The sequence below is a fragment of the Cupriavidus sp. TMH.W2 genome, assembly GCF_050847365.1.
Lineage (GTDB): Bacteria > Pseudomonadota > Gammaproteobacteria > Burkholderiales > Burkholderiaceae > Cupriavidus.
Genome location: NZ_CP193793.1, coordinates 882,202 through 897,447, shown reverse-complemented (window position 1 = coordinate 897,447; position 15,246 = coordinate 882,202). Strand labels below are relative to the sequence as shown.

General features: G+C 69.4%; 14 protein-coding genes. 7 read left to right on the top strand and 7 right to left on the bottom strand.

Annotation, left to right across the window (positions count from 1 at the left end):
• Window positions 1-2: 2 nt before the first annotated feature.
• Together ACREYQ_RS21650 and ACREYQ_RS21645 are read right to left on the bottom strand one after the other, a co-directional pair.
• The gene (locus tag ACREYQ_RS21650) at window positions 3-1,460 is read right to left on the bottom strand and encodes an amidohydrolase family protein (RefSeq protein ID WP_432262217.1); all 1,458 of its coding nucleotides are present in this window, start codon (window positions 1,458-1,460) and stop codon (window positions 3-5) included.
• 19 nt (window positions 1,461-1,479) lie between these two features.
• Window positions 1,480-2,829 carry a uracil-xanthine permease family protein gene (locus ACREYQ_RS21645; protein ID WP_432262216.1) on the bottom strand — a complete coding sequence of 450 codons (1,350 nt, stop codon included), beginning with the start codon at window positions 2,827-2,829 and terminating at the stop codon, window positions 1,480-1,482.
• 298 nt (window positions 2,830-3,127) lie between these two features.
• On the opposite strand from ACREYQ_RS21645, the gene ACREYQ_RS21640 reads away from it, so the two are divergent.
• From ACREYQ_RS21640 to ACREYQ_RS21625, 4 genes are all read left to right on the top strand, one after another.
• Window positions 3,128-4,399 carry a molybdopterin-dependent oxidoreductase gene (locus tag ACREYQ_RS21640; RefSeq protein WP_432262215.1) on the top strand — a complete coding sequence of 424 codons (1,272 nt, stop codon included), beginning with the start codon at window positions 3,128-3,130 and terminating at the stop codon, window positions 4,397-4,399.
• A gap of 10 nt (window positions 4,400-4,409) precedes the next feature.
• On the top strand, window positions 4,410-5,063 hold the full coding sequence (locus ACREYQ_RS21635) for a c-type cytochrome (protein WP_432262214.1): 654 nt from the start codon (window positions 4,410-4,412) through the stop codon (window positions 5,061-5,063).
• A gap of 100 nt (window positions 5,064-5,163) precedes the next feature.
• A complete protein-coding gene (locus ACREYQ_RS21630; RefSeq protein WP_432262213.1) occupies window positions 5,164-5,550 on the top strand; it encodes an ArsR/SmtB family transcription factor in 387 nt (128 codons plus the stop codon).
• Window positions 5,540-6,025, top strand: coding sequence for an SRPBCC family protein (locus ACREYQ_RS21625; protein ID WP_432262212.1), 486 nt, complete (start codon window positions 5,540-5,542; stop codon window positions 6,023-6,025). The genes ACREYQ_RS21630 and ACREYQ_RS21625 overlap by 11 nt, the downstream gene beginning before the upstream one ends.
• Before the next feature lie 88 nt (window positions 6,026-6,113).
• On the opposite strand, the gene ACREYQ_RS21620 is transcribed toward ACREYQ_RS21625, so the two are convergent.
• The 5 genes from ACREYQ_RS21620 to ACREYQ_RS21600 all read right to left on the bottom strand — a co-directional run bounded on the left by ACREYQ_RS21620 (window position 6,114) and on the right by ACREYQ_RS21600 (window position 11,574).
• Entirely contained in the window at window positions 6,114-7,121 is a 1,008-nt protein-coding gene (locus tag ACREYQ_RS21620) for a Bug family tripartite tricarboxylate transporter substrate binding protein (protein WP_432262211.1), read from the bottom strand.
• Between the two features lie 105 nt (window positions 7,122-7,226).
• Entirely contained in the window at window positions 7,227-8,372 is a 1,146-nt protein-coding gene (locus ACREYQ_RS21615; protein ID WP_432262210.1) for an acyl-CoA dehydrogenase family protein, read from the bottom strand.
• Window positions 8,373-8,415: 43 nt separating this feature from the next.
• A complete protein-coding gene (locus ACREYQ_RS21610; RefSeq protein WP_432262209.1) occupies window positions 8,416-9,639 on the bottom strand; it encodes an acyl-CoA dehydrogenase family protein in 1,224 nt (407 codons plus the stop codon).
• A gap of 13 nt (window positions 9,640-9,652) precedes the next feature.
• Window positions 9,653-10,342: an enoyl-CoA hydratase/isomerase family protein gene (locus ACREYQ_RS21605; protein ID WP_432262208.1), complete on the bottom strand. Its 690-nt coding sequence runs from the start codon at window positions 10,340-10,342 to the stop codon at window positions 9,653-9,655.
• A complete protein-coding gene (locus ACREYQ_RS21600) occupies window positions 10,339-11,574 on the bottom strand; it encodes a CaiB/BaiF CoA transferase family protein (protein WP_432262207.1) in 1,236 nt (411 codons plus the stop codon). The genes ACREYQ_RS21605 and ACREYQ_RS21600 overlap by 4 nt, the downstream gene beginning before the upstream one ends.
• Window positions 11,575-11,772: 198 nt before the next feature.
• On the opposite strand from ACREYQ_RS21600, the gene ACREYQ_RS21595 reads away from it, so the two are divergent.
• The 3 genes from ACREYQ_RS21595 to ACREYQ_RS21585 all read left to right on the top strand — a co-directional run bounded on the left by ACREYQ_RS21595 (window position 11,773) and on the right by ACREYQ_RS21585 (window position 15,214).
• Window positions 11,773-12,705, top strand: coding sequence for a LysR family transcriptional regulator (locus ACREYQ_RS21595; protein WP_432262206.1), 933 nt, complete (start codon window positions 11,773-11,775; stop codon window positions 12,703-12,705).
• 219 nt (window positions 12,706-12,924) lie between these two features.
• Entirely contained in the window at window positions 12,925-14,178 is a 1,254-nt protein-coding gene (locus ACREYQ_RS21590; RefSeq protein WP_432262205.1) for an alkyl sulfatase dimerization domain-containing protein, read from the top strand.
• A 13-nt stretch (window positions 14,179-14,191) separates the two neighbouring features.
• Window positions 14,192-15,214 (top strand): Bug family tripartite tricarboxylate transporter substrate binding protein, encoded by a 1,023-nt coding sequence (locus tag ACREYQ_RS21585; RefSeq protein WP_432262204.1) that lies wholly within the window; start codon window positions 14,192-14,194, stop codon window positions 15,212-15,214.
• The last annotated feature ends 32 nt before the right edge of the window (window positions 15,215-15,246 follow it).

The window sequence follows — 15,246 nt, the reverse complement described above, 5'->3', positions numbered from 1 at the left end:
GGTCAGGATGCCTCCCTGTCGACATGACGGGCCTGGCGCACGCGGTGCACATCCGCGGCGTCGTGCAGCTTGCGGATCGGGGCGTTGGCGACGGTGTCCTCGGCCATGGCGTGAATGGACCGCATCAGCGCGCGGGCGTCCCAGTCCGTGGGCCAGCCCTGCCACAGGCGCAGGCTGCCATCGACAAAGACCGCGCGGATCTGGTCGCGATTGGCCAGGCGCACCAGCTCCCAGGTCAGGTCCCAGGACGGCGTCAGTTCCGGCACGTCCAGGTCGACCAGCAGGAAATCGGCGCGCTTGCCGGCGGCGATTTCGCCGGTGAGCGCGCCCAGGCCCGCCACATCGGCCGCGTCGTGCGTGGCCATGTCGACCCAGCGCCAGCCCGCGCCGCAGGAGGAATCGCCCACGCCGATGCCGAAGGCAAAGCGCTGCGCGGCCTCGGCATAGTCCAGCAGGCGGAAGCCGTCGCTGCGGGTGCCGTCCGTGCCCAGGCCCAGGCGCACGCCGAAGGTGGCCATGGCCTCTGCCGGCGCCACGGCGTTGCCCTTCCAGGCGCTGGCCACCGGGTTGTAGGCCACTGCCGTGCCGGTGTCGGCCAGCAGGCGGATCTCCTGCGGCGTCACCAGCGTGGCATGCGCCAGCAGCGCCGCCGGGCCCAGTGCGCCGACTGCGGCGAGATGTTCGATCGGGCGGCGCCCGCACGCATTGAGCGAACGCTCCACCGCCACCAGGTGCTCGTTGGCATGCGTCTGGAAGATGCGGCCGGACTCGGCGCACAGCTGGTAGACGTGGTGCAGCATCGCGTCAGAGGCCACCTCGGGGATCGAGATCGCCAGCGACGGGGCCACCAGCGGATCGCTGGCGTACTTGCCCAGGTGCGCGGCGGCGCGGCGCAGGATCGGCGCCGCGTCGAGCGTATCGGTGCCGGGCTTGTCGTTGCAGATCAGGCCCAGCACGCAGCGCACGCCGGCATCGGTGACCGCGCGCGCGACCGCATCCAGCCCGGCATCGCTGCGCGTGCCGGCATCGACCACGGTGGTAAAGCCACCGCGCAGCGCTTCCAGCGCCGCCAGCTTGGACGACAGGTACAGGTGCTCCGCCTTCAGGCTGCCTTCCAGCGGCACCCACACGCGCCGGAAGATCTCCGACGGCTCGCCGAACACCAGCGACTTGCCGAACGACTGCGTCAGGTGATGGTGCGTGTCGATCATGCCCGGCATCAGCAGCATGCGCGGCAGCGGCAGGGTTTCCAGGTCCGGGAAGCGCGCGGCGACTTCCCCGGCCGTGCCGACGGCCGTAAAGCGGCCGTCCTCCACCACCACCGCGTGCCCGCGTACCGCGCCCTGGCGCAGCAGGGTCCATTCCGGCAGCAGGATGCGCGGGCGTTCAAAGCTGTCCGGCCGTATCGCCGGGTTCAGGTCGCCGGGCCAGGCCGGCGTCGATGCATAACGTTCAGTCATTGCGATTCAGAAAGCAGGGTCAATGCGTGGCGGCGGCATCGTCGCGGCCTACGGGCCTCGCTGCCGCGGCCCGCAGACCGGTATGGAAAAACAGGAAGTTGAGCAGCGCCGCGGTGATGGCGCCCATGGCCACGCCATTGCCCACCAGGATGCGCAGGTTGCCGGGCAGGCCGCCGTAGATGCCGGGCACCAGGATCGGCAGCAGGCCAACGGCCAGCGCCACGGCCACCACATACATATTGGCGTGGTCGCGCAGGTCCACCTTGCGCAGCATGTCGATGCCCATGGTGCCGACGATGCAGAACACCACCAGCCCGGTGCCGCCGACCACCGCCTCGGGGATCGCGCTGATCAGCGACGACACCGGCACCAGCAGCCCGAACACCACCAGGATCGCGCCCGACATCGCCGTGACAAAGCGCGAACGCACGCCGGTGGCACGCACGATGCCGATGTTCTCGCCGCTGGTGATGATCAGCGAGGTGCCGAACATCCCGCCCAGCAACGATGCCAGCGCATCGGCGCGGATAGTGCGCGGCACGTCGCGCTGCTGGTCCACCGGCCGGCCCACGGCATCGCTGATCGCCAGCGTCTGGCCGGTGGCCTCCACCATCGAGATCACGGCAAACACCATCAGTGGGATCGCGGCCACCACATCGAAATGCGGCCAGCCGAACGGGAACGGCGTGGGCAGCGCCAGCACCGGCGACATCGACACAAGACCAGGCTGGAACGCGCCGGCCAGCCCCGCCACCAGTGCACCGCCCAGCAGCCCGAGCAGGATCGCCAGCTGCGCCAGCATGCCCGACAGCAGGCGCGATGCCGCCACCGTGCAGGCAATGGTGGCAAATGCCAGCAGCAGGTTGAGCGGTTCCACGGTGCTGCCCGCGGCGGGATGGCCGGCAACCAGCTTGCCCGAGACCTGCGCCAGGTTGATCGCCACCAGCAACAGCATCGTCCCCACCACTACCGGCGGGAAATAGCGCAGGCAGCGCCGGAACACCGGCAGCACGCAGAAGTAGAAGACACCAGTCAGGATCACCGCGCCGGCCGCGGTCTGCACATCGGTCTGCTGTGCGATCAGGATAAACAGCACGATCGGCGCGCCGCCCGGCAGCATCACGAACGGCAGCCGGGCACCAAGGCCGCGCTTGCCCAGCGACTGCAGCAGCGTGCCGAGGCCGCAGACCACAAAGGTGGCGCTGAGCAGCTGCACCGCCAGCGCGGGCGGGAAGTTCAGCGCCTTGCTCATCAGGAAGACCGACGCGATCGGCGACGCGGCCATGACCAGTACGTGTTGAAGCCCGAAGACAAACAGGCGCCGCCATGGCAGCCGTTCATCCACCGGCGCGGGGGCGGGGTGGGACATGCTTTGCTCCTCGTTTGGTGTATGGGCGTTGTGCTGGTGGCGTGAAAACCACTTGCTGCGTCTGTGCGCAATTCGCCGCAGATGTTATCGATTTCCGCTAACAAAAACGTTTTTGTAAGTGTAGGGAAACGATATTCCTGATGCAAGCGATTTCTCGGCGCGCCGCCCGTGGTCTTCCCCTATATTGATTGAATCGATAAGTACTAGCGGCAAAACACGTTTCACAAGTTGACGCAGGAGCCTCAAAGTACGCCCCATAGCGCCTTGCGCCACACAACACTCCAGAAGGAGACGCCCCATGCGAGACAAGAACAGTCCGGCGGAATCTGCCAACCAGGTCCAGCCACACCCGGCCCGGCGCCGCCTCGTCCAGGGCGCGGGCCTGCTCGCGCTCAGCGCCTCGCCGCTCGGCGTACTGGCCGCCCAGGCCGCGCGCGTCAGCGACGGCGTCACGCTGGCCGACGGCCCCCGCCCGCTGGTGCGCTATCCGGGCAAGCGCCCGCTGGTGCGCGTCAGCACCCGGCCGCCCCACCTTGAAACGCCCTTCTCCGCGTTCAATGAGGGGCCGATCACCGCCAACGATGCCTTCTTCGTGCGCTACCACCTGGCCAACATTCCGCTGTCGGTGGACCTTGCCACGTTCCGACTGTCGGTCGGCGGCCATGTCGACAAGCCGCTGAAGCTGTCGCTCGATGAACTGAAGCAACTGGCCGACCCGGTGGAGATCGTCGCCGTGAACCAGTGTTCAGGCAACAGCCGCGGCTTCTCCGAACCGCGCGTGTTCGGCGCGCAACTGGCCAACGGTGCCATGGGCAATGCGCGCTGGACCGGCGTGCCGCTGCGCAAGGTGCTGGAGCAGGCGGGCGTCAAGGCCGGGGCCAAGGTGGTCACGTTCAACGGGCTCGATACGCCGGTCTTGCCGAGCACGCCGGACTTCCGCAAGTCGCTGGATATCGCCCATGCGATGAACGGCGAGCCGATGCTGGCCTGGGGCATGAACGGCGAAGACCTGCCCCTGCTCAACGGCTACCCGCTCAAGCTGGTGGTGCCGGGCTACTTCGGCACCTACTGGGTCAAGCATGTGTTCGAGATCGAGGTGCTGGACCACCCCTTCGAAGGCCATGATGCCTTCTTCATGACCTCCGGCTACCGCGTGCCGGACAACGACTGCCAGTGCGTGGCGCCCGGCACGCCGGCGGCCAAGACGCGGCCGATCTCGACGCTGGCGGTTCGCAGCTTTATCACCAGCGTGGGCACGGGCGGCGTGCTGCCCGCCGGACGCACGGTGGAGCTCAAGGGCATTGCCTTCGATGGCGGCTCCGGCATCCGCGGCGTCGAGGTCTCGGTGGACGGCGGGCAGAACTGGCAAGCTGCCACGCTCGGGCAGGACCTGGGCCGCTTCTCGTTCCGCCCCTGGCAACTGCCGGTGAAGTTCGCGCGCAAGGGCCCGGCGGTGCTGATGGTGCGCGCCACCAGCAACCAGGGCGAGGTGCAGCCCGCCAAGGCCAACTGGAACCCGGCCGGCTATCGCCGCAACGTCATTGAATCCACGCCGGTCACCATTGCCTGAGGAGCGCGCCATGCATCGATCCATTCCCTCCATGCTGCTCGCGCTGGCCTTGCTGGGCGCGGGTAGCGCATCTGCAGCGCCGCAAGACATCAAGCTGCCGCCGGAAACCGTCAAGCTCAAACCCGCGAAGCTGCCCGGCTACGGCATCGCCATGCAGAAATGCGCGATCTGCCATTCCGCCGACTACGTCGCCTACCAGCCGCCCGGCCTGACCCTGACGCAGTGGACCGCCGAGATGAAGAAGATGAAGAGCGCCTATGGTGCGCCGATCGACGATGCCGAGGTCGAGCAGCTGGGCGCCTACCTGGCGGTGGCCTACGGTTCCGCGAAGATCACTGATCCGGAGATCGTGGCGATCGCGCAGAAGGCGGGCCAGCCTGCGGCAGCGGCTCCTGCCCCTGCCGCGACTGGCAGCGTGGATGTACAAGGCCTGCTGGCCAAGAACGCCTGCCTGAGCTGCCATAGCGTGACGCAGAAGGTGGTGGGCCCGGCCTATCACGAAGTCGCCACCCGCTATAAGGACGACGCGCAGGCGCAGGCCAAGCTGGAAGCCAGCATTCGGGGCGGCAGCACCGGCAAGTGGGGATCGGTGCCGATGCCTCCCTTTGCCGGACTGAAGCCGGACGAAGTCAAGGCGTTGGCGGAATACGTGCGGCAGCAATAGCCCCCACCCCGCTCCCCTCCATGCAAGGCGCCCCGGCTGATCCCGGGGCGCCTTGCATTCTGGCCTTGCGGTTCTCCGCCATTTCCATATACTTAGCCATATGGCTAACCATTTTGCCGAGTTTGCAGACGTGTCCCAGGCTGTCGATATTTCCCCGCTTTCCGACGTGTTCTACGCGCTGGCGGACCCGACCCGCCGCGCCATCGTCAGCGTGCTCGGCCGCGGGCCGGAAACGGTCTCGGCGCTGGCGGCACCGTTCACGATGGCACTGCCCTCGTTCATGAAGCACCTGCAGGTGCTGGAGCGCAGCGGCCTGATCCGCTCGCGCAAGACGGGGCGCGTGCGCACTTGCGAACTGGTACCGCAACCGCTGTCAGACGCGCAGCAATGGCTGGCCGATCAGCGCGCCATGTGGGAGGCCCGTACCGACCGCCTCGCCGCCTTTGTCGAAGCCCTACACCAGGAGGAACAGTCAGATGCCGAATGAAAACGCCGCCAGCCCTGAAAACCAGGACCTGGTCATCTCGCGCCTGCTCAAGGCCCCGCGCGCCAAGGTCTGGCGCGCATGGAGCGACCCCAGGCTGCTCAAGGAATGGTGGTGCCCCAAACCCTGGACCACCGAGGTCCTGGCCTTCGACATGCGCCCGGGCGGCGCCTTCCATACCCTCATGAAAGGCCCGGACGGCGGCACCAGCGACAACCCGGGATGCTTCCTCGAGATCGTGCCGATGGAGAAGATCGTCTCCACTTCGGCCCTGGTGGCCGGATATCGGCCTGCCAAGCCGTGGCTGTCGATGACCGCGGTCATCACCATGGCTGACGAGGGGGACGGTACCCGCTACATTGCGCGCGTGATGCATCCGGATGAGGCTACGCGCAAGCAGCATGAGGAGCTGGGGTTCCATGAAGGCTGGGGGACCTGCATTACGCAATTGGATGAGTTTGCGCAGCAGTTGAAATAAGGCTGCGGCACGCAGGCGCCGGGCGGATGGCCATCCGCGCGGCGCCATGTTTTTCTGATCTCATGCCGCGACCTCACGCTGACCAGCCCTACTTCGCCTGTAGCCCCGCCACCTTCACCACCTCGCCCCACGCGGCCAGGTCGGCGCTGACCAGCTTGCCCAGGTCAGCCGGGCTCGACGGCGCGGCCGGCTGCAGGTTCATCGCGGTAAATTTCTCGCGGTCTGCCGGCGTCTGCAGGATACGGTTCACCTCGGCATTCAGCCGGTTGACGATCGGCGCGGGCATGCCCCTGGGGCCGAAGATCGCGACCCAGCTGGCTTGCCGGAAGGGCACGCCCTGCTGCGACATGGTCGGCACGTCCGGGGCCGTCAGCAGCCGCTCCGGCCCGGAAACCGCTATGCCGCGGATGCGGCCGGACATCAGGTGCGGGATCGACGAGATCGCGTCGGTGATGCCGATGGTGACGTGGCCCGCGGCCAGGTCGTTGCTGCACTGGGTGGCGGTCTTGTAGGGGATGTGGCGTAGCTGGATGCCGGCCTTGGCCTTCAGGTATTCCATGGCCAGGTGGCCGCCGGAACCCACGCCCCACGAGCAGTAGGCCAGCTCGGTCTTGCTGGTCTTGGCATACGCGATCAGCTCCTGCAGGCTGTGCACCGGCACGCTGGCACTGACTGCCAGCAGGTTGCCGATGGGTTCGCTGGGGCGCGCAATGGGCGTGAAATCCTTGAGCGGGTCGTACTGCAGCGACGGCGTGGTCCACGGGTTCACCGTCATCGTCGCGGCGTAGGTGAACAGCAGCGTGTAGCCGTCGGGCGCGGCGCGCGCCACGGTCTCATTGGCGATGATGCCGTTGGCGCCGGGGCGGTTGTCGACCACCACCGGCTGCTTGAGCGCCGCGGTCAGGCGCTCGGCCACCAGCCGTGCGGTCTGGTCGGTCACGGTGCCCGCGCCCGAGGGCAGCACCATGCGGATAGCCCGGTTGGGGTACGGCGATTCGGCGTGCGCGCTTGCCGCGCCCGCCAGGGCCAGCGCCGCGGCCAGGGCGGCTGCGCGCGTGATACAGGCCCTGCGGGCGCCAGTGTGCTGGCTGCTCATATTGCTGTCTCCGTTGCGGCGCATTGGCCGCGCATGCCGGTACGTTGCCGGCCTGTCATGGGCGGGCGCGCCGGGCAGCGGCCCGGGCGCCCTGGCTGAACCGGCTCAGGCTTGCGCCTGCGCCGCGTGATCGAGTGCCGCCAGCCGTTCGTAGTGCCAGTCGGCATCGCCGAACAGGTTGGCATGGGCGGCCAGGCGCTTGTAGCAGTGCCCGATTTCCATCTCTTCGGTCATGCCCACGGCACCGTGCAGCTGCACCACGTCTTCGCCGAGCGCGCGCCCGGCGTCCGAGACAAAGGCCTTGGCATGCGACACCGCGCGCATGCGCGCCACCGGATCGCCAGGCAGGGCCTGGGCAGCCAGCTCGGTGATGGCGCGCGCCTGCTCGACGCTGACGTAGAGATCCACCAGCCGGTGCCGGATCACCTGGCTGGCCGTCAGCGGCCGGCCAAACTGCTCGCGCGTCACCAGGTAGTCGCGCGTCAGGTCGAACGCGCGCGACATGGTGCCCACGGCTTCGGCGCAGGCCATCACCGTGGCCTGGTCGATGGCGGCTTCGACCAGTGGCCACGCACCATCCACCGGGCCGATACGCGCGCTGTCCGGCACGGTGGCGCGGCGCAGCGTGACGCTGGCAGTCTGGCGGCCGTCGTAGGTCGGCAGCGCATCGACGCTGACGCCGCGCGTGCCGGCCGGGACCGCGAACAGCGTCAGGCCGTTGCGGTCGCGGCGCTGGCCGCTGGTGCGCGCCAGCACGAGCAGCACGCCGGCACTGCCGCCGCCCAGCACCAGGGTCTTGCGGCCATCCAGCATCCATTGCCCCGCCTCATGTTGTTGCGCGGTCGTGCTGATATCGAAGGCGTCATAGCGCCCCTGCGTTTCCCATGCGGCCAGCGCCAGCAGGGCGCCACCCTCGGCCATCGCCGCTGCGGTGGCGGCCTGGGCGGGCTCGCCGCAGGCTGCCAGCAGCGGCGCGCACAGCGCGGCATTCGCCAGCCAGGGCTCGGCGGGCTGGGCACGGCCCAGTTCCTCGGCCAGCAGGGCCTGGTCCGAGGGATCGCCAAGGCCGCCACAGGCCTCGGGCAGGCCCACGGCCAGCCAGCCCATTTCGGCAAACGCCTGCCAGTGCTTGCGCGAAAAGCCATCGGGCTCGGCCAGCGCCGCGCGGCGCTGTTCAAAGCCGTAGCCGCGCTCGACATAGCGCCGCACGCTTTCCTGCAGCATGCGGCGATCGTCCCTTGAATCGCTCATGTGTTCCGTTCCTTGTCCTGGGTTGCGGGCACGGTTGCCGGCACTAAAGGCCCAGCACCTGCTTGGCCAGCAACTCGTGCTGGATTTCGCTGGAGCCGCCGGCGATGGTGTAGCCGCGGGTGACGAAGCGGCGCGCCGATGCCGCCGCGGCGTATGCCGACTGGCCCGGTTGCGGCACGGCGGGCTCGAAGTGCGCGGCGCGGTCATAGGCCAGCGTGTCCGGCCCCAGCGCATCGACCGCCAGGTTCTCGATGTCCTGGATCAGCCGGCTGCCCAGCAGCTTGAGCATGCCGGTCTCCGGCCCCAGCGTTTCCCCTGCGCGCGCACGCTTGCGAAAACGCAGCACGGTTGCAGCCAGCGCCTCGAGCCGCACCTCCAGCGCGCGCAACCGGCGCGCAAACCACGGGCGCTGCGACAGCGGCTGGCCGCCCTCTTCCAGTTCTTCCCCGATGGCGCGCACCTTGGCCAGGCGGCGGCGGTTCTCGGCCACGCGCGCCAGGTTCAGCCGCTCATGCTCGAGCAGGGACTTGGCGATGGTCCAGCCCGCGTTCTCTTCGCCGACGCGGTTTTCCACCGGCACTTCCACTTCGTCGAAGAACACCTGGTTGAACAGATGCCAGCCATGGATGCCCACCAGCGGCCGCACGCTCACGCCGGGGCTTCGCATGTCGATCAGGAGGAAGCTGATGCCCTGCTGCGCGCGCTCGCCGGTATCGGTGCGCACCAGACAGAAGATCCAGTCGGCGTACTGCGCGTAGGACGTCCAGATCTTGCTGCCGCTGACCACGTAGACCTCGGTGCCGTCGGGCCGCGTCTTGCGCACCGCGCGCGTCTTCAGCGAGGCCAGGTCCGAGCCGGAGTTGGGCTCGGAATAGCCCTGGCACCACCAGTGCTCCTGGCTCAGGATGCGCGGCAGGAAATATTGTTTCTGCGCCGGCGTGCCATAGCGGATCAGGATCGGGCCGATCATCTCGAAGGTGATGCCGCCGCTCTCGGGCGCATGCGCCAGCACCAGCTCTTCCTGGAATGCGGCGCGGCGCTCGGCGCTCCAGTTGCAGCCCTGCCACTCAGGCGGCCAGTGCGGCACCAGCCAGCCGCGTTCGGCCAGCCGGTGCTGCCAGTCGACCAGCTCCTGCTTGCTGACTTCCAGCCCGAGACGGACCTTCTCGCGCACGGCATGGGGCAGAGATCTGGCGACGAACTTGCGCACCTCGCGGCGGAAATCCTGCAGCGACCCGTCGTCGTCGGTGGGGATGGAATCTGTCATGAGATTTCTGTCCTCAGGAGTTCTTGTCGCGTGCACCGGATGCCGTGCGCATTGTTGCGGCACGCATACCGCCCTTGATCGCGGCCACGCCTTCGGCCGGAAAGCCGCCGATGGTGGCAGCCAGGCCGCGCGCGCGGTCCAGCACCTCGGCGTCTTCGACCAGTTCGGTGGCAATGCCCAGCCGCAGCAACTCCGGCGCGGGCACACGGTCGCCAAGCAGGGACAGGCGCGCGGCCACGGCTTCGGCATGGCGCAGCGCCAGCCAGTCGGCATTGCGCGGCGCGGCCATGCCCAGGCGGATCTCGCCGATCTGCAGGAAGGCGCCGGCGCCGCATACCAGCAGGTCGCCAGCCAGTGCCAGCGCCGCGCCGCCGTTGATGGCATGGCGCTCCAGCGCCACGATCCATGCCTTGCGGCTATGCAGCAGGCCCAGGTGGACGCGCTCCCAGACCGGCGCAAACGCGGCCAGACCGCCCGGCTCCGCCTGCAGCGCCTGCAAGTCCAGGCCGGAACAGAAGGCGCCGTCGGCGCCGCGCAGCAGCACGGCGCGCACGCTGTCGTCGGCGGCCAGGGTCTCGATGGCGTCGCCCAGCGCGCGTGCCAGCGACATGTCAACGGCATTGCGGCGGGCCGGGCGGTTCAGCACCAGCTCGGCCCAGCCGGCATGGCGCTGCAGGAGCACGGGGGACTGGGGCGCGTTCATGCCGGCTCCTGCTGGTGGTCTTGCTCGATGGACTCGACGCCGATCGCGCCGGCGCGGGCCATGGCGTCGATCTCTGCTTCGCTGTAGCCAAGCTGGGCCAGCACCTCGGCCGTATGCTGGCCGAGTCGCGGCACCGCGGGCGTGCTGCCTGCCGGCAGGCTGGCCATGGTGAACGGCAGCCCGGGCAGGTCCAGCTGGCCGCCTTCGCCATTGTCGACGGGCCGCAGGATGCCGTTGGCGCGAACATCCGGGCTTGCGTTGACCTGATGGTAGTCACGCACCACGCCCACCACCACCTGGTGGCGCTCCAGCAGCGCGCGGGCGGCGTCGCCGCTCAGGTGGCGCATGGCGTCGTGCAGGATGGCCAGCAGCGCCGGGCGGTTCTGCACCCGCAGCGCGTTGCTGGCAAAGCGCGCGTCCTGCGCCAGCGCCGGTTGGCCGATGCCCTGGCACAGGCGCGTCCAGTGTTCATCGAGATAGGCCGACAGCACGATATGCCCGTCCGCCACCGCGATCACATCCGCGGCCGGCGCCGCCTTGGGCTGGCTGTTGCCGCTGCGCACCGGCAGCGCGCCGGAGCACTGGTACTCGGCCCACAGCTGGGCCTGCAACTGCACGCCCACCGACAGCAGCGAGGTCTCGATGGTCTCGCCGGCGCCGGTGCGCTCGCGCCGGAACAGCGCCGCCAGGATGGCATTGCCGGCCGCCAGCGCGGTGGCCGCGTCGATCAGCGCAAATCCGGCCTTCAGCGGCTGCCCGCCGGCCTCGCCGGTGACGGACATCATGCCGCTCTCGGCCTGCGCGGCAATGTCCAGGCCGGGGCGCGTGCGCGACGGCCCGCGCGTGCCGAAGCCGCTGATGGAGGCGTAGATCAGGTCAGGACGCGCCGCGCGCAGCGTGGCGGCGTCCAGCCCCAGCGCTTCCATCACGCCCGCGCGGGTGTTGTGCAGCACCACGTCGCTGGCCAGCGCCAGCCGCCGCGCGGCATCCAGCCCGCCGGGCGTGCGCAGGTCCAGCGCGATGCCGCGCTTGCCGCGGTTGTAGGCCAGGTACATCGGGCTCTGCGGGCTGGTGCCGTCAAAGCGCCGCGAGCTGTCGCCGCGCAAGGCCTCGACTTTGACTACATCGGCGCCCAGGTCGGCCAGCATCATGGCGGCGCCCGGCGCCGCGATGAACTGCCCGAACTCCGCCACGCGTATGCCTGCCAGCGGCAGGTCTTGCTGGTTCGCCATGCGATCCACTCCTCGGTGATGCCGGCGCGGCCGGCGGTTTGCGACGATGTGGCGCGATCATGCGTTAGCACCGCGCATCACGGCAGATGGCAGTTTTGCGTCAGTGCAAACCAGTGGTTAGCACCCTGGGGTTATCCCGGACCCGCCGTAATGCCGCTATGCTGTGCGCCCAGTGCATCGTCTGAACGGGGGCAATCCATGCGTCTGAGCCAACTCCAGGACTTCATCGCCGTGGCCGAGCACGGCAGCATCCGCGCCGGCGCGCGCGCACGAGATGTGTCGGCACCGGCACTCACCAAAAGCATTCGCCAGCTGGAAGAGGAGTTGCACGTGCCGCTGCTGACGCGCACCACCCGCGGCGTGGTGCTGTCGCGCTATGGCGAAGCCTTCCTGCGCCGCGCGCGCCTGATCGCCACCGAGGCGCGCAAGGCCAGCGACGAGATGAGCCAGATGCTGGGCGCGCGCAACGGCGTGGTGCGCGTGGGCGCCACCGGCGGGCCGGCTCACCTGCTGCTGCCAGCCGTGCTCACGCGCTTTCGCGCCCAGCATCCCGATGTGCTGGTGTGCATCGACAGCGGGGTCTACCCGACCCAGCTGGACGACCTGCGCGCGGGGGTGATGGACATGGCCGTCACGCCGGTGCCGGACGAGGGCATCGAGCGCGAGTTCACCTGCGAGCCGCTCTACTACAACGACTCGGTGGTCGTGGCGCACCGCGAGCATCCGCTGCGGCACGCCCGCCGCCTGCGCGAACTGATCGGCTCGGACTGGGTGCTGACCGGCCAGCGCATGCACGGCCCCGGCGCCGCCATCCTCGACGCCTTCCGCCAACACGACCTGCCGCTGCCGCGCGTGGCGGTGCGCTGCGACACCTTTGGCATGATCCAGTCGCTGCTGCAGGATCGCCACCTGCTGTGCATGCTGCCGCGCCAGCTGGTACCGGGCCAGCTCGCCGCCGCCGGGCTGGTGCCGCTCCCGATCGAAGACAAGCTGCCCAGTCACATGGTCAGCCTGATCTACCGCGCCGATTCGCCGATGACGCCGGTGGCCGCGCAGTTCGCCACGCTGCTGCGGCGCGAAGTGCACTATCTGTCCAATATGCCCGACAGCCCCCTGCGCCGCCCGGCCTGAGCGCGCCACTACAGCAGGGCGCGCCCGCGGGGAACTCTCTGTGTCCGTGCGGTGCTAACCAGCGGTTTACACCTGAAATTCCCGAACCCCTGCCGTGCCGCACCGGCGCTCGGATTGCGGCCGGTACGCAGCATCCCGGCGGGATTTTCCCCAATCCCTGCGCAGCGCCTTCCTGCGTGACAGTGGCGCTGGAGACGAACCAGATCGCAGGGGGCAGGCATGCAGGACATCGAAGACAGGCCGGCGGCACTGGTCACCGGCACGGGGATCGACAGCGCCGGCGACGGCGTGTGGCTGCTGCACGGACAAGGACAAAGCTTTGTCGCCGACGTGGGCGAGGGCCTTCTGGTGGTCGACAGCGGCCCCGGCGGGCGCGTCACGCGCGGCATGATCGAGGCGCTGCGCACGCAGACCGGGCTGCCGGTGCTGGCGATCTGCTACAGCCACGGGCATATGGGCTACAACGCGGGCCTGCAGCAATGGCTGGACCACGCCGCCGCGCGCGGCGAGCCCGCGCCGCGGGTGCTGGCCCACGTCAACGTGCTGGCGCGGCAGGCGCGCTACCGCGAGACCCGGCGCATGCAGGAGCGCATGGCCGAGATCCAGTTCCGCCAGCCGGCCGGCGCGCTGGCGGGCAAGCTGGTCCATATCGAACCCACCGAGACCTTCGCCGACGGCCTGACGCTGGGCCGGGGCGAGCGCCGCGCGGAAGTCCTGTGGGCGCCGTCCGAGACCGACGACGCCGTGGCCGTCTGGCTGCCGGGCCGGCGCCTGCTGTATGGCGGACCCGCGGTCATCGATTCGATCCCGAACATCGGCACCCCCTTCCGCACCATGCGCGACACCGTGCGCTGGGCCGACACGCTGGAACGCCTGGCCGGGCTGCGGCCGCGCACCGTGGTGCGCGAGTTCGGCGCCACGCTGCAAGGCGAGGAGGAATGCCGGCGCGTGCTGTGCCAGACCGCCAGGGCCCTGCGCTGGCTGCGCACCGAGGTGGTGCGGCTGATGAACGCCGGCTGCAATGAACGACAGGTGCTGGCCGCGCTCGAGCCGCCGGCGGAGCTGTTCGACCAGCCCTGGATGCGGCCCACGTATGGCGACCCAAGCTACATCGCGCGCGACATCTACCGCTCGGAGAATGGCTGGTGGGACCGCAATGCCACCACGCTGCATCCGGCCCCGCCGCAGCAGGCCGCCGCCGAGATCGCCGCGGCCGTGGCCGACCACGCCGCCCTGATCCGCCACGCCCAGGCCCTGGCCGCGCGCGGCGACACGCAGCTGGCGCTGCACGTGATCGACGTGCTGGCGCTGGCGCCGGATGGAACGCCCACCGTGCGCGAGGCCCGCCAGCTCAAGGCCGCCTGGCTGCGCCAGCGCGCCACGCAGATCCGCAGCTATGTATCGCGCAGCCTGTATGGCGCGGCCGCCGACGCGCTGGAAGACGACGCGGCGGACAACTTCGGCATGCATTAATCAGGGAGATCCCATGCCACGAGCAACCCATCCGGTGACGACGAAACTGCCTGGCAACGCGAGCCGCCGCGACGTGCTGCGCGGGCTTGCCGCACTCGGTCTCGGCGCGGCGGCGGGCCCGCTGTACGCCAGCAATGCCTGGCCCGCCAAGCCGATCCGCCTGGTGGTGCCGGCTCCGCCCGGCGGCGGCACCGACCTGTTCGCACGCACATTGGCCCAGACGCTCGGCAAGGCGCTGGGCCAGACCATCGTGGTCGACAACAAGCCGGGTGCCACCGGCATCATCGGCAACGACGCCGTGGCCAAAGCCAGCCCCGATGGCTACACGCTGCTGTTCACCTACGCCGCCACGGTGGTGATCAACCAGACCCTGCAGCCGAAGATGCCCTATGACGGTCTGCGCGACCTGGTGCCGGTGGCGCAGATCGGCGCGGGCGGCAATTTCCTGGTGGTGACGCCGGACTTCCCGGCGCGCACGCTCAAGGAATTTGTCGCCTACATGCTCAAGCACCCGGATGCGTACGACTACGGCTCCTGGGGCATCGGCTCGGGCGGCCACCTGACCATGGAAGCCCTCAAGATGCAGACCGGCATGAAGCTGCGCCACGTGCCGTACAAGGGCGTGGCGCAGATCCTGACCGACATGCAGGGCGGCGTGGTCAAGGCGGCCTTTGTCGATACCTCGTCGTCGCTGCCGCTGATCCGCGCCGGCAAGCTGCGCGCGCTGGCAATCAGCGGCACGCGCCGCGGGCCGGTCACGCCGGACGTGCCGACCATGACCGAGCAGGGCTACCCGTTTGAAACCGACAGCTGGTATGGCCTGTTCGCGCCAGCGGGCACCAGCCCCGCCATCGTGCATCGGCTCAATGCGGAGGTGAATCGCCTGCTGGCCGACGCGCCCATGCGCGAGCGCTTCCTGCAGCTGAACATGGGCATGGCGCCGGCCAGGAGCGCCGAGCAGTTCGCGCAGACCGTGCGCGGCGACGTGGGCGCGTGGGGCAAGGTGATCCAGGCCAATCACATCACCGTCGACTGAAGCCCACCAGGGGCGCAGCCGTCAGCGCCCCT